9 protein-coding genes are annotated in these 15,215 nt (G+C 40.7%); 2 read left to right on the top strand and 7 right to left on the bottom strand.

The features are described 5' to 3' along the window. Positions 1–22: 22 nt before the first annotated feature. The 4 genes from ACYZ0U_RS07510 to ACYZ0U_RS07495 all read right to left on the bottom strand — a co-directional run bounded on the left by ACYZ0U_RS07510 (position 23) and on the right by ACYZ0U_RS07495 (position 5,916). On the bottom strand, positions 23–2,518 hold the full coding sequence (locus tag ACYZ0U_RS07510) for an alpha-L-rhamnosidase-related protein (RefSeq protein WP_461451443.1): 2,496 nt from the start codon (positions 2,516–2,518) through the stop codon (positions 23–25). A gap of 171 nt (positions 2,519–2,689) precedes the next feature. Continuing rightward, a complete protein-coding gene (locus tag ACYZ0U_RS07505) occupies positions 2,690–3,292 on the bottom strand; it encodes a 2OG-Fe(II) oxygenase (RefSeq protein WP_461451441.1) in 603 nt (200 codons plus the stop codon). Between the two features lie 68 nt (positions 3,293–3,360). Beyond that, entirely contained in the window at positions 3,361–4,605 is a 1,245-nt protein-coding gene (locus ACYZ0U_RS07500; RefSeq protein ID WP_461451439.1) for an arsenic transporter, read from the bottom strand. Positions 4,606–4,680: 75 nt separating this feature from the next. Further along, a complete protein-coding gene (locus tag ACYZ0U_RS07495; RefSeq protein ID WP_461451437.1) occupies positions 4,681–5,916 on the bottom strand; it encodes an MFS transporter in 1,236 nt (411 codons plus the stop codon). A 196-nt stretch (positions 5,917–6,112) separates the two neighbouring features. Between ACYZ0U_RS07495 and ACYZ0U_RS07490 the strand changes: the two genes are divergently transcribed. Beyond that, positions 6,113–7,882, top strand: coding sequence for an alpha-L-rhamnosidase-related protein (locus tag ACYZ0U_RS07490; RefSeq protein ID WP_461451435.1), 1,770 nt, complete (start codon positions 6,113–6,115; stop codon positions 7,880–7,882). A 21-nt stretch (positions 7,883–7,903) separates the two neighbouring features. Here ACYZ0U_RS07490 and ACYZ0U_RS07485 read toward each other — a convergent pair whose 3' ends face one another. The 3 genes from ACYZ0U_RS07485 to ACYZ0U_RS07475 form a co-directional block, all read right to left on the bottom strand. Then, positions 7,904–11,047 carry a glycoside hydrolase family 31 protein gene (locus ACYZ0U_RS07485; RefSeq protein WP_461451433.1) on the bottom strand — a complete coding sequence of 1,048 codons (3,144 nt, stop codon included), beginning with the start codon at positions 11,045–11,047 and terminating at the stop codon, positions 7,904–7,906. Positions 11,048–11,201: 154 nt separating this feature from the next. Then, complete coding sequence (locus ACYZ0U_RS07480) at positions 11,202–12,506, bottom strand: NRAMP family divalent metal transporter (RefSeq protein ID WP_461451431.1); 1,305 nt, start codon at positions 12,504–12,506, stop codon at positions 11,202–11,204. Positions 12,507–12,637: 131 nt separating this feature from the next. Beyond that, complete coding sequence (locus ACYZ0U_RS07475) at positions 12,638–13,498, bottom strand: DUF535 family protein (protein WP_461451428.1); 861 nt, start codon at positions 13,496–13,498, stop codon at positions 12,638–12,640. Positions 13,499–14,135: 637 nt separating this feature from the next. On the opposite strand from ACYZ0U_RS07475, the gene ACYZ0U_RS07470 reads away from it, so the two are divergent. Then, complete coding sequence (locus ACYZ0U_RS07470) at positions 14,136–15,176, top strand: family 16 glycosylhydrolase (RefSeq protein WP_461451426.1); 1,041 nt, start codon at positions 14,136–14,138, stop codon at positions 15,174–15,176. Positions 15,177–15,215: the final 39 nt, after the last annotated feature.

Genomic DNA, 15,215 nt, shown 5'->3' with positions numbered 1-15,215 from the left:
CACGCGTATTTTTGAAATGTTTCTACTCTGATGATCTAACAACTACCTCTTGCCCGATTTTTCCGATATTTTTTAGCATAAGCTGCCCTGCTGTATTGCACTTTATTTTTTTTATTGATGTCCCATTTATCATTACAGCATAAGTCTTATCCGGTTTTAACCCGCTAATTAAATAAACAACCGGTGCCGATTGCCTAATTGAGTAGCGTTGGATCCAGCTCATTTTTTGGCTGTCCCAATGGGTAATGTTTATTTTAATAGTATTGCTGGTTTTAACTTGTAACGCTGCAAGTGAATTATCCTTATTATAGTAAGTAAATTCGTTTTTTGAGGCACTGTAACCAAAATCATGATCACAAGCTAAAGTGAATATCCCATTCGATATAGCATAATTACCAGTATCCAGCTTAATCAATAATTTTTGCCCTCGAAAGTTGTAGTTAAGCTCCGTACCAGAAAGTTCAGGTGTAATATGCGGATTAAGATACATTCGGTTATATAAAGGGTTTACGCCATAAATAGCCTGGTATAGCCCTACAGTGGTCAGGCTATTCCCGGCTAAAATGTCATCGCCGCGCCCATCCTGCTTCAACCTGCCGTAGCGCTGGTAAGCCAATCCATCTTTGCCATATTGCGCCAAAACATTTTTAACATATTTTACAGCGATATCAGGATCATACCCGGCATAAGCATTTACGCCAAGTGCTCCCCATGATAAAAACAAGTCACCATTCTCATACTCTGGAAAAGGAAACTGGTATTCCTTGCCTTCGCTCGGTTTGTATGACGACATCACCAGCGGCCAAAAGAATAGCTTTTCATGCCGCATTTGTGACTCAATTTGGTCAAGGATCATTTTTTTCCTGGCGGGATCATCGCAAATGCCGTAGGCTATCGCCATAAAATTAACCGGAGTAACCATGTTGTCACCGTGTATGCTGCCGTCCTTATCGCGCCAGTGTACATAACATTGCTTCTCCTCATCCCAAAACCCGCCTTGTGTAGTTGGTTTGTTAAAACCGGCTTTTAATTTGGCCGCAAATTTTTTATAATAGCTTGCTTTTGCATCATTATGTAACTGGCGCTCTACTTCGGCCCATTTAATTAACGCGTGGTAAAGGTTAGCGTTTACAAATGCATTTTCGTAGGATGCCCAAATAATATCTATCCAGTCGCTGCTGCGTTTTTGGCCTGTGCTATCCGTCATCATTTCTACCAGGCCGTTATGATTACTATCGCGCTTAAGCAACCAGTCCAATACCTTTTCACATGATAGCTGATGTGTTTTTACCCATGTTTTATCACCGGTTAGGTCATACAATTCGGCAACGTTGGTCACAAAATCAGGTTGAGAATCTAACAACATCCCCCACTGTGCCTCGTAAAAACCATATTGGTTATACTTACCGGGCATGGCGTCTTCGTTAGTGTAGGCCCAGCGCGGGTAAATGCGGCCGTCAGGTTCGATGGCGTGATCGCGATAAAAATCCAGGCAACTTTTGTAACCGGTTAAATAATTTGGGTCATCAATACCTAAGCCAAGCTGGGCAATATACTGTTCATGTAAACATATTGGCCCATAAGGTGTAGCCCAGCTATTACCGCCATAATGCAGCGAATCGATCACACCAACACGGGCAATGGTACCCAATACGCCGCTCACTTGCTGGTCATTTAAACCGGCCAGTTTACCGCGACCATATTTTTGGTTATAATCAAAATAAGTAAAGGTTATAGTTTGGGTTGCATTAACAGCGCTTAGTTTAAAAGGCGCCCAAACATCTGTCCCAGTCCTAATAAACCGGCGGCGGTTAGTTCCGCTATCATATTTAAAAGCCATTTCCTTATCCGAGGCGGTAATGGTATAGTTCAACCTGTCGCCGGTAGTGCGGCTGTACTTCATGGCTTCCTGTTCTCCCGGCGAGTTCACGGTTATATTTAAGCCGTTCCCGTTTTTGCTGTTCCAAAAATCGGATGATCGGGTGTGTACACCGTAGGTACAATTTGGCTGGTTGAACAGGTAAAACCAGGCAATGCCGCCATAGCCCTGGTAAGCGCCTTCCCAGGTATTTATGCTGGTAAAATTAAATACCGGGAAACCTGATTCTTCAATATCAACCGCCTTTGATAAAGTCCGCCTGATCTCCCATTTTACTGATTCTGTGCCGATGGTAAATTTCCATTCCTCAGTAATATTCAACGTTTTATCACCATAATTTATACCTGTAAGGCTTATGGTATTGCCGGATTTAGTAATATTTGGTTGGCTTTTTAAATTTAATGAAGAGTAATTAAGGCCGTTTACCTTTAATGAAGTAAATATCCCGTCGTCGCCATTCACCACTTTTTTTCCATCTGTTATAAGCGAAACTATACCGGCTTTATGGTTATAATCAATCACCATAGACATCTTGCCGGTTTTTATAATAAATGTTTTATTATCTGAAAGATTGATTTGCGCTTTTGATGAAAGTTGAACCAAACAGAGAAAAATTAAGGCAATTAGGAGACGACGCATAATATAATTTTAGATGATCAAATATAGCTTAACCTGCTTTATTTTATGTTTTCGACAGCGAATCAACAATTAAATAATACCTGCCCGCAAATTGTATCATACATCCCCCGCAATGTACCATAGCCAGGAATTTCAATATCATAACTTAGATCATTATTTAATTGAAAATTATTAGAGCAATTGATCCTGTGCCTTAACCTTAAGCCATCCGGTGATACTCATTCGTGGTAATCGGGTTATCAATACTTCATGCTCTATCTCGTTACTTTTAAAAAAGATGCTTTTGCCTGCATTTGGGGTAACGTCCTGATATTTATCACCCTGGTAAATACGTAGCGCTCCGCCATCAATCTCGGTATTTAGATACATAATCATGGAAAAGGCACGAGTGCCATTCTGTTTGAAATTATCCAGATGGCGCTTATAAAAGCTGCCTTTTTCATAAAGAGTATAATGAAATTCGTAACCGGTAACGCCTGCATAGCATGTACTGTTCAGGTACATAACAAAGCTATCCATCAGGTCAAAAAAAGCATTTTCGTAGCTGTTGTTATGGATACGGTCTAACCAGTAAATTTTGTCGCTGCGAATCAGTTTATCATGGTTTACCAGTGGGTTATTTCCCGTTCCTGCAGAGAGCAGCAGGTTATTTGTATAAAGATTTGTAATATTATCAGCCAAATGCCCTGAAAGCGCCTTACTTAAAAAATTGCTGACTATACCCACGTTGGTTGCCAGGTAACTGTCGATCAATTCGTCAAATATTAAATTCAAATCGATGTAAGGTACATTAAATACCGGCGGTAAACTATTAATAGAAATGAATGCTGCTTTTTAAAAAGCTAAATCCATAATGAGGCCAATGCTGCAATGAGTGCGGTTGTCATTACAACGCTGCCTAATTTTAAAAATGTCCAGGCACTTACGGTTTGATTCTCACGCCTTAGGGCAACAAGCCATAAAATAGTGGCTAATGAACCGGTTATAGAAAGATTCGGACCAAGGTCCACCCCTATTAAAATAGCGTTTTTCACCGTTTCGGGCACATGGGCAACCTGTAATACACTACCTGCTATTAGCCCGGCAGGCAAATTATTCATCAAGTTGCAAACTACCGCCACAATTCCGCCGCTTATCCAAGTCGTATCGGTGATTGATTTTGAAACACTGTTATTTAGTATAGTTGTTAGCTGTGTAATTAATCCCGTTTGGTTTATCGCCTCTACAATAACAAATAACCCGGCCACCAGCGGAAGAACCGCCCAAGACACGCCTTTAATAACTATCAATGGATTTTTTTTGGAGCGAATGATCACAACTGCTGATGTTAATATACCCGTTATTGCAGTAGGCAAACCCAACTGAATACCACATGCAGATGAACTCAATAAAACAGCAGCAGTAGCCGCAATACCAATAAATGCAGTTTTACCACCTTGAGATAGGTTTGGGATAGGAATATTGGTTTTTACCTTATCTTTAAAGCAGGCGCGTTGCGTAAAATGAAGTACAAAATAAGTTACTGCAATGCTAAAAACCGATGGGATAATATATTGCCCAAGCCAATGAAGTAAAGGAGGCATATGACTGCCATAAATAACCAAATTAGCCGGGTTTGATATGGGCAAAACAAATGATGCCGCATTAGCTATAAAAGCGCATATTAATAAATACGGCAGTGGTTTTTTCACTTCTGCCGCCTTTACGGCAGCGGCAACAGCGGGCGTTAACACAACAGCAGCAGCATCGTTAGATAAAAACACTGTTACAATTACCCCAACAATATAAATTAAAAGGAATAAACGGTTGGACGAACCTTTAGCCATCACTGTTGCATGTGCAGCCAGCCAATCGAAGAGTTTTTCTTCGCGCGCGGTTTCGGCAAGCAACATCATCCCAGTTAAAAAAAGATAAACATCCAGGCCTTTCATTACCCCCGATAAAGCAGCTGCGGGTTTAATTAGCTGAAAAACAAGTAACACCAAAGCCCCGGCAATTACATAAACTGCTTCTGTTATTTTAAATGGACGGATGATAACCCCGGCAACAGATATTAGCGAAATGATCCAGATAGCAGTATTATTCATAAATAAATTTTAAAATTTGAAAATACGTGAACAGGCATCTCTGGTTTAATTTCATCAGTTTTGTACATTTTGAAGTCACTCTTCCAATTTATTTTCACAGGCTTTTTTTAGTAATTTATAGTATATCAACCATAAGATGACGGATATGATAGCAAAACTACCTAAAATTAAAAAGGTGGAGCTGTAACCTAAATTCTCTGCAATCCAGCCGCCAATAGCTGGGCTGAATGATGCGCCCAGTCCCTGAACGGTCATTACTGCCCCCTGCCCGATATTTATCCGCCCGGTACCATTCAGGATATGAGCAACCAAGCCTGGCACTGCGACACTTTGTAAACCAGCACCTATTCCATCCAAAATCTGTACAGGATATAATCCCACCCCGTTTATCATATGTGCGGCTATCAAACCGCGGACCGGAAGCGCGATAAACGATATGAGTATGACCAGCCAATAGCCTTTTTTCTCCGCCATACGCATGGCAACGAGCGATACCACAACCATTACCACCTGCGCTATAATAATGGTCATCGCTACAAACATAGTTGCGTTAGCCTGATTTTTTGTTGCAGCTGCCATTCCGTACAAAGGCAGCATCGCCCCATTCCCTAAATGGAAACAAGCCAAAGCAGCGGCAAGTATCAATAGTGGTTTGCATTTTAATAAAACTTTTAAGCCGCTTGCTTTTTCATCATCTCCTGTACCTTTCAACCCTCTGGCGGCTTTATCATCTATTGCTTTTACGGGGATCAGCATTATAGATATAATGGAAAGTAAACCAAAAACAGCGGCAAGATAAAAAATAGCCGGCATTCCAAATTTCATTCCCAAATAACCTGAAAGCGCTGCACCTGCCACATTACCAGCATGATTGTACGCCTGGTTATAACCATTTTGCCTATTAAATCCCGATTGCTTTACAATTCCAAGGGTTATCCCTACTACCGCCGGGCCATTGGCAGCGCCTGCTATGGCGGTAGCCACCTGGGAAATACTAACAATCCAAAAATTTTGAGAAAGTAAAATGATTGCCGAAGCAAGAATAGTAAATACACCAGTTATGGCAACATACAATCGTTTACGTTTCGTATGGTCGATTAAAGCCCCTGCAGGAATGGTCATCAGCATACCGGCCACACCCCCGATGGTCATTACTGAACCGATCAGGCCGCTTTTCCAGCCGTGAGCCAGCAAAAATATCCCCAGGAACGGGCCTACGCCCGCCTGCATATCTGCCATAAAAAAATTAAGCGATTGCAGCGGCCAAATAACGTTCCGGTTTGCTGATATTTTAGGATTTGACTTATCCATAATGTTCTGAACACAATTATTTCGCCTGTGTTTGCCTTGCCTAATTATCATTGCAAAATCAATTGGAGCTCAATGCTTTATATCCAAGATATAACAACATTAATATGCTGCACAATGCGCATACCTTGTGGTGTAAATAACCGATCAGGTACAATTAAACTATTAATCTTAAATTAGCTTCGTTTAACTTAATTGTATGTACAAGGCTGCCGCTTATTTTTCCTTGATTTTATTGCTTGTACAAACCGTCCAGGCGCAATTACCGCCGGTATTTGCAGGCACGCACTTGCACGACGTTCAAACCGAGGAAACCGTAAGGCGATATCTTTCGCCAACGAGGATCTTGTGGGAAACACCGGGTGTTGATACGCACATCATCAATGCACAAAAACTCCTGAAAAGCGGCGATGGACAGGCTGATCTTTCAGGAAATGACTTGTGCATTATGCATAATGACGAAAAAGGTAAAGCAGGAATTCTGCTTGACTTTGGCAGGGAGCTACATGGCGGTATACAATTGGTAACAGATCAGCCGCGCGGCGGAAAACCGGTGAGGGTCCACATCCGTTTTGGCGAATCAGCAAGCGAGGCGATGAGTACTATTGATACTATACACAATGCCACCAATGATCATGCTATGCGCGATTTTATCATTTCGCTACCTTGGCTGGGCAAACTGGAAATTGGCAACACAGGTTTCAGGTTTGTGCGGATCGATTTGGTTGATGACAATGCAGAGTTGAAGCTTAAAGAGGCGAGGGCGATATTCGTTTTCAGGGATCTCCCCTATTTAGGCTCGTTTAAATGCAGTGACACCTTGCTGAACAAAATATGGATGACCGGTGCTTACACTGTGCAATTAAACATGCAGGATTATTTGTGGGATGGCATCAAGCGCGACAGGTTGGTTTGGGTGGGTGATATGCATCCGGAAACATCAACCATTGCAGCGGTTTTTGGTAATAATGATGTGGTGCCCAAAAGCCTCGACCTTGCAAAAAACATAACCCCCTTACCTGAATACATGAACGGGATGGTTTCTTATTCGATGTGGTGGATCCTGATCCAGCATGACTGGTACATGCATAATGGCGACCTGAATTACTTAAAGCAACAGAAAACTTATTTAACGGCCCTTTTAAACCAATACATTTCCAAGATAGACCCTAATAACAGCGAAAACCTGAACGATGGTGCGAGGTTCATCGATTGGCCATCAAGTACTGACCCCAAGGCCATCCATGCCGGTTTGCAGGCCATGCTGGTGATGACATTAAATGCGGGCGCTGAACTTTGCACCGATTTGAACGACCTGATCACTGCCCAAAAATGCCAGGATGCGGTGGAAAGATTAAAAAAGAATATACCTGATCCGGGAGCGTCAAAACAAGCGGCAGCTTTATTGTCGTTATCCGGTTTAATGCCTGCGGAGAAAGCTAATGAGATACTTTCAGCTGGTGGCGTGCATAATTACTCTACCTTTTTTGGATATTACATGCTGCAGGCCAAAGCAAAAGCAGGTGACTACCAGGGTGCAATTGATGCGATAAAAAACTATTGGGGGCCAATGCTTTCGCTGGGCGCAACTACATTTTGGGAAGATTTTAACATCGACTGGCTGCCCAATGCCGGCAGGATTGACGAACTGGTGCCTCCCGGCAAAAAAGACATCCACGGCGATTATGGCGCTTTTTGTTATAAAGGCTTCAGGCATAGTCTCTGCCATGGCTGGGCATCGGGCCCTACTCCATTTTTAACGCAATACGTGCTGGGTGTAAATGTAATAGTACCAGGTTGTGCTATATTAAAGATAGAACCACATTTAGGTAATTTGACCTTTGCTGAAGGCACTTACCCAACCCCTAAAGGTGTTGTTAAAATAAAAGACACCAAATTAGCCAATGGTAAAATCAGGATTGATGTGCAAGCGCCAAAAGGCATTAAAATAATTAAAGTGTATAGTTAAACTATACACTTTAATTAGTAATTAGTTGATGCTAACTACTTGGTCTTTATCCGTTTTCAAGTAGGCGGTTTTAATATGCAATACGCCTGTCTCCTCATTCGCATCAAAATAACAGCCTGTTTTGGCATTTTTAAAATCACTTAGTGATGCGTACATTTTTAAGCCGCTACCATTAACCATTACTGTTTTTGGCGCTAAGTTTTGGTGAATGTCAACTAAATAAATACGTTTCGTGTATTTGCCTTTATAATCACCAACTGCAGCATGAATGTTTACTTGTACGCCATTACCCGCCTGCACTTCAATTAATGTTTTTGCAAATGCACCTTTGCGGTAGTCGCGGGTTATGCCGTCATCTTCATATAAATTAAAAGTGGATTTTTTGTATGGATAGATATCCAGCGTTAAACTGTCGGCGCGCTTTTCAGCATCATAATTCATAGCAGGGTACATCGGAATAATGGCACCTGCCTTTACAAAAACCGGCAACTTATCAAGCGGGGCCGGATAATTGTTCACGAATCTGCCACCAGCGTATGCCTTTCCATTCCAGTAATCATACCAGGTACCTTTTGGCAGGTAAATACTGTCGCGCTTTGCTTCGCTTTTATAAACCGGTGCAACCAGGAACGATTCACCGTTCATGAACTGGTATTGCGTTTGTTTACCCCAGGTTACCGGATCGTTCGGAAATTCCAAAACCATAGCCCTTGATGCCGGGACACCGGTTTCATGGGCTTGCTCGCAATAGGTATACATGTATGGTGTTAATCGCATTTTAAGTTCCAAATATTTGCGGTTTATGGAGGTATAGGGCTCACCATAAATATAGGGTTGCTTATCTTTTTTAGCCCAGCCGCTCATCACCATAAATACAGGTGTAAAACATTTCCATTGCAAATCGCGTACATAAGTAGAATCGCTGCCCCCGAAGATGCCATCCACATCACCCGTTGCCGCATTTTGTGCGGACAATCCTGAACCAATAACCGTTGGGATGTGAAAACGGATATACTCCCAGTTCCCGGTTTGGTCACCGCTCCAAACGGTTGAATATTTTTGCGTACCGGCCCAGCCCATTACGCTCCATACAAACCCGCGCCCGTTACTGTTATCCTCAATACCGTTATAGGCAGATTTACAGGCATCCAATGCAAACTTATAACCCGGACCAACCCAGGCTACGTCCAGTTTACACAATCTCGTACCATAAGTACCTACCTCTTTAGCTATCTTGTCGATGCCGTTCTCGGTCCAAAGCCCGGTATAGAAACCACGCTTATGCAGTTCCATCACAGTAGAATCCAATTTTACGTAACCACAGCCATAGCCGTCGTTTGGTAATATCCAGCCGCGTGGCATGTTGTTGTCTACATATTTATCGGCAACCAGTTTTATTACGTCGGGCGTCGTACCATTAATACCGCTGCCGGTATAGTTCTTGGTATCATAACCCTTTTTTAAACCCCTGTTATAGCAATTGGCATCGCCCATGCTAAGGGCCCATCTCGGCATTAAGAATGGCCTGCCAGTCATTTGGGTATAGCCATTCAATATCTTTTTTAAGGATGGGCCATAAAAGTAAAATGCATCGAAACGATTCTCATTGTGGGTGAACTTCAGGTTTTGCTTAAAGGAATATACACCTACATCAAAAGTATTTCTGAAAACCCCATAACCGGCAGTCGACATATAAAACGGCGCCGGGTTCGCACGTCCGCCATTGTCCCAGCCGTTACCTTTCTCAATCAAAATATCATTACCGCGATGCGAAAAATAACCGTTCTGCATTCCGCAACCGTAGAAATATTCGTTCGGCTGGCGCTCCATGTTTTGTGTTGTTTTTGCGCCAAAGCTTATAGGCTTGGTCTCTTCCCAAACCTTATGGGTATTGGTCATATCGTACAAAGCAAATCGCATAGGGGTTTTGTACACGCGTAAAACGCATTGTTTACTTTTTATTTGATAATAGGGGCCTTTATCAATTGCAGTTACCTGGGGGTTAGTAACGGTATATTGCTCAACAATATCATTACCGGCAGGATTGGTAAAATCACCAACAGGTGCTAGCCAGATCCTGAAGATATCATCGCTGTAAAAGATCACCTTAACTTTTGAGATCCCGGCAGATACATCAAACTCATTTTTATCAGCCTTAAAAGAGGTTACATTACCAACGTAAGATTCCTTTGCATATATTTTTATTGCCAATTTATCATTATCAGCATTCTCATCGCCATCCAGCTTTACCGAGAAATCCAGTTGATGAGACGGCCTGCTTAAAAGATCAGCAGGAGGAAAACTCACGCTAACTTCTTCTCCGGGATTGATAGGATTTTTACTTGCATTAACTGTGGTTGAAAGTTCCTGTTTATTATCAATAAGGCAGGTAACCTTAAAGTCTTGTTTAATAGGCTCGATACCATTATTTTTAACTTTTACAGTCAGTACATCATGATGCGTAAAGGTATTATCGTTTTCGCTGTTAGAGGTTAGGCGCGCTATGGCAACATCTTTTTTAAGGCCTTCGGATAGTGAAATATCATCTATCATCCAGTACCAGCTATAATAACCTTTCCAGTAAAAACGGATGTAAACTTTGGGTTGACCGGCAGCAACTTTACTGATATTTAGCTGCTGATCAATCGGGCTAAACATATCAGTACCTGATGGAATGTTATTTTTTACGTCGAAGTCCGTCCAGGTTTGGCCGTCGGTACTTACACCAACATATAAGCCCGCGCCTGCTGCATGGTTAAAATCGTTATAACGGAATGTTTGTTGAAAGTTTAGTATTACCGAACTGTGATTTGAACAATCAATAGCGCCGCTTTGTACCCAGGCATCAGGATATTGTTTCTTTTTAATCCAGGTTGGCTGGTCTTCGTCAACCATATATCCCGGCTGAAATTGCAGGTAATAACCACGGCTTTTAGATGCTATTGGCGGTGCTTGTTGCTGGTATTGGTATGATCCGGGATAAGGCTGATTAGTTACGATCCATTCAACGCTGTTGGTGTTGCTCATGTCAACATTTTTCCAGCCCTCAGGTAGTTTACCTGTTGAACTATTAAAATCTTCTTTCCAAAAGATGCTGCTTTTTGTTTGCGCAAACGATTGAAATGCAAAAAATAACGCACACACTAAAAGGCATACTTTTCTCATAGCTTAATTGGATATATTTTGGCAAGGGTTTATCTTGCCGGGGTCTGAATAAAATGATTATCAACGCAAACGTAAAAAAATTATCAAAAAAATTGCTATAATTATTTATTACAATTACCAAGTGTTCGAACACGTAAAAATGGTCTTTTTACATCTATAAAGTGCAAAACATTCCTATTGCCGCAGCACCCATGCCCACAAAGGTCGACCATAACAGGATATTGGATAATTGCCCGCTTTTATGCTCACCCATTATTGTTTCATTACGGGCAATACGCGCAATCAGGAATAGCAATGGCACAGCGGCAACACCATTTAGCACGGCGGCAAAAACCAACGCTTTTACAGGGTCGATACCTACAAAGTTTATCATTAGGCCTATAAGTGTAGATATGGTGATAACACCGTAAAAACCATGCGCTCTTTTTAATTTCAGATTGAGGCTGGCCCGCCAGCTGAACGCTTCAGATACCGCGTAAGCCGCTGATCCCGACAAAACAGGCACAGCCAACAAGCCTAAGCCAATGATACCAATTGAAAATATAACCTTAGCCAAATAGCCCGAATGCGGGAATGAATGCACCAAGGGTTCTATTGCTTTTGCGGCATCGGCAGCGGTTTTAACATCTTTAACGCCACTTGCATGTAACACGGATGCACCTACCAAAATAATACACCAGGTAGTAAACTCCGAGATAATCATTCCAACATTATTATCTATACGCATATTCTTAATATGCCTTGGGGTTATTTTAGGCTTCCCCGCATCATCAAGTTTTAAGGTTTTATTTTCCTCAACCTCCTGCGATGCTTCCCAAAAAAACATGTAGGGCGTAATGGTAGTACCCAAAACACCGGTAATGATAAACAGGAACTGAAAGTTAAAATCAATATGCGGTATAACGGAAGCCTTTAGCACGGTTCCCCAATCCTGGTGTACAATAAAAATAGTTATTGGGTATGAGAGCAAAGCTAGCGCCAGCCATTTTAATATTTTTGAGTAAACTTTGTAATTGGTAAAAATCTCAAGCACTAATATCAGAGCGGTAAAAAACAAAGTAATAATTATGAATGGTAGCGGCACAAGTAATTGCGCCGCTGAAGCCATAGCTCCAATATCAGCTCCAATATTTATAGTGTTAGCAATCACAACCAACGCAACTGCGCTATATAAAACCGTTTTGCTGTAATGCTCTTTTATTACCGCGGCAATCCCCTTTCCTGATACCAAACCAATACGCGCACAAGCCTCCTGAACAGCTGTCATGAATGGCAGCATGTATAATGCCGTCCACAGTTGGCCATAGCCAAATTGCGCACCGGTTTGTGAATAGGTTGCAATACCCGATGGATCATCGTCTGCGGCGCCGGTGGTCAACCCGGGGCCAAGCAATGTCAGGAACTTCCAGATTTTTCTTTTTCTTTTAGCATTGACAGGATGCAGGGTGGTTGATTTCATAGGGGTTTTTAAGTAACAGATTAAGAATAAAATTAAACTATTATTAATAACAATTCCTAAAGATACCTCATAATAAGATTTCCGGCTAATTAAATAAGCAAAAATGAGTTAATAAGAAATAATCATCTGCCCTAGATTGGATCATCCAGGAACGCAACCATTTTTTGAATGGTTGAGTCATATATTTCCCTCATTTTTTGACGCTTTTTAACTGTACGGTTCCGGTGGGTTTGCTTAATTAGTATTAATGGTTTTTGGCCCAATGGCAGCGGTATTAAATAATTTCCGCCGATATCTATTCCGCCATAATTCATCCACAGCGCATCGTAGAACGAGAAATATTTCTCGTCTTCGTTATTTTTAAGCGCCGTAAGCTGATTTTTGTAAGATATGCCAATACAGGAGTGGATATTAAGTTTGGTTAACATAGCCTCGAATGATTTCATTAATAATACTGATGGTACAATATCCCGAAAATGCTTTATTGCGGCTAATATCCGTGGTTTATGCTGCCCTATACGCTGGGTGCAGGTAATGTAAGCCACATGCTCTTCATCGATACTAAATATACTCCCTGGAGCTATACTGAAAGATAAGGTTGCTATTTTAATATCATCAAACTTCAGAAATATTGAGAGCGAACCCTCAAACTCAAGCGTTGAACTTGTATTTAAAACAATGGAATAGGTTCCATTATCATTTTCTTCTCTAAAAAATTCAACACCATCATTAAAAATCAACTTTAATTGCCGGGTATTAAATGTTTCTCGCAGAAAACGATAATGATGACAAAGTATTTGCGCTTTTTCGTCTGTGGTGAACGCGCCGGATAGATAATCTGTTAAATGGTAGAGATTAGTCCTTAGATGAACCAATTTTTCGCGGTTAAAATAATTGATCACGAAAAGTAATTTTAACTGGCTTTGCAGGTTTTTTAAAGCATATTTATTAAAAATAACATACTTAAATAAACGCAAAAATTTTCGCTTCATTAAAACACTCTAAGTAATTTTTGGGGTATAATGTAAACGTAAAGAAAATTATGCTTGAAATAATATGAAAAATATAAAAAAATAACTTATCACAAGATAGTTACACTAAATATTTCATCTCAAGATAAATTTAATTATTAAGCAGCATTATCAATAAAAAGTAAGCATAGCCAGATTGGCAGTAGAGCAATAATCGGGCCTGATAAGGTTATTGGTTTAACGCGCAATTATTATAATTTAATTGCTAAAGTTTATTTAATGGAATAAATGCATCCATAATTGCGTAAAGCTGTTAAATAAACACTGTGATAAGATTAATATTATAACCAGACCAAAAATAAACTGAAACACGCTTTCATACGTTATTTTTCCACTTTCCATATCTTTACAAGAAATAAGTTAATTATAAAGATAAAATAGATATTCCAAAAAGGAGTAAAAAATCAAATATATTTTATTGATTATTTTATAAATATCTGATTATCAAAATATTAATTTTTTATAATATGAAATATTCCATTTCTTTTTAGGCAAAAAATGCTTAACAAAAAGCTATTTATTATGTAGTGGCTTAAATTTCTAAAAAAGAAAACTATATTTGTTTAACCAGTTATAATAACAAGCAAACCAATTAATTATGATGAAATATATCCTAACCGGTATTGTATTAAGTATTATTTTAATATCATGCAGTAAAAGCAACAGCGGTGGTGGCGGTGGCCCTGCTTCAACTCAACCAACAAATTTAACCGTGAACGCGGTTGCTACCACAGACAGCAGTGGTAACGTAACACTAACAGCAAAAGCTACCAACGCAGCAAGTTACACAATTGACTTTGGTGATGACTCTGTTCAAAATGTTAACTCAGGTACGGTATCATTAACACATAAATATCCTGCAACCGGTACTTATACCATTAACGTTACAGCAACCAGCAATTCCGGCTTAACAGCAACAGGAAGCGCAAGTGTGGCGATAGGGAAAAAACTTGTCTTGTTATGGAGTGATGAATTTAATACCGATGGTCCGCCAAACCCAGCCAATTGGAGTTATAATTTAGGAAATAACAATGGCTGGGGAAATAATGAGCTGGAAAACTATACCAGCAATGCCGAAAATGCCTATGTAAAAGGTGGCTATCTGAATATTACAGCTATTAAGGAAAACAGCAGCGGATTTCCCTATTCATCAGCACGTATAGTTACTGAAAACAAAGTTGCGTTTAAATATGGTACAGTTTTAATGCGTGCCATGCTGCCTACCGGCGGCGGTACCTGGCCTGCATTGTGGATGCTTGGTTCCGACTATGCCACTAACCCCTGGCCAGCCTGTGGCGAAATGGATATTATGGAAGAGATAGGCAACAACCCCGGTGTTATTTATGGCACGCTGCATTACCCGGGCCACTCGGGTGCCAACGGAAATGGAGCTACTACAAAAACAACCAGCCCGAACACTACATTCCATGTTTATGGCTTACAATGGTCACCGCTACAAGTTCAAATATCAGTTGATGGCGTGGTTTATCAAACTGTTGCCAACAACCCATCGTTACCTTTCAATGCAAAATTCTTCTTTATCTTTAACGTAGCTATGGGCGGAAATTTTGGCGGAACGGTTGACCCTAACTTTACCAGCTCAACCATGCAGGTAGATTATGTAAGAGTATATCAATAAACAATAGATCTAAACCTTATAAAAGCCATACTTGCCATT

Origin of the sequence: Mucilaginibacter sp. (assembly GCF_965225845.1) — a bacterium.
In the GTDB taxonomy this organism is placed as follows: domain Bacteria; phylum Bacteroidota; class Bacteroidia; order Sphingobacteriales; family Sphingobacteriaceae; genus Mucilaginibacter.
This window is presented reverse-complemented; position numbering and strand designations above follow the sequence as displayed.

Bases quoted from the DNA above. Each gene is read 5' to 3' on its own strand.
- ACYZ0U_RS07510 (WP_461451443.1), bottom strand. From the start codon at position 2,518: ATGCGTCGTCTCCTAATTGCCTTAATTTTTCTCTGTTTGGTTCAACTT.
- ACYZ0U_RS07500 (WP_461451439.1), bottom strand. From the start codon at position 4,605: ATGAATAATACTGCTATCTGGATCATTTCGCTAATATCTGTTGCCGGG.
- ACYZ0U_RS07495 (WP_461451437.1), bottom strand. From the start codon at position 5,916: ATGGATAAGTCAAATCCTAAAATATCAGCAAACCGGAACGTTATTTGG.
- ACYZ0U_RS07490 (WP_461451435.1), top strand. From the start codon at position 6,113: ATGTACAAGGCTGCCGCTTATTTTTCCTTGATTTTATTGCTTGTACAA.
- ACYZ0U_RS07485 (WP_461451433.1), bottom strand. From the start codon at position 11,047: ATGAGAAAAGTATGCCTTTTAGTGTGTGCGTTATTTTTTGCATTTCAA.
- ACYZ0U_RS07480 (WP_461451431.1), bottom strand. From the start codon at position 12,506: ATGAAATCAACCACCCTGCATCCTGTCAATGCTAAAAGAAAAAGAAAA.
- ACYZ0U_RS07475 (WP_461451428.1), bottom strand. From the start codon at position 13,498: ATGAAGCGAAAATTTTTGCGTTTATTTAAGTATGTTATTTTTAATAAA.
- ACYZ0U_RS07470 (WP_461451426.1), top strand. From the start codon at position 14,136: ATGATGAAATATATCCTAACCGGTATTGTATTAAGTATTATTTTAATA.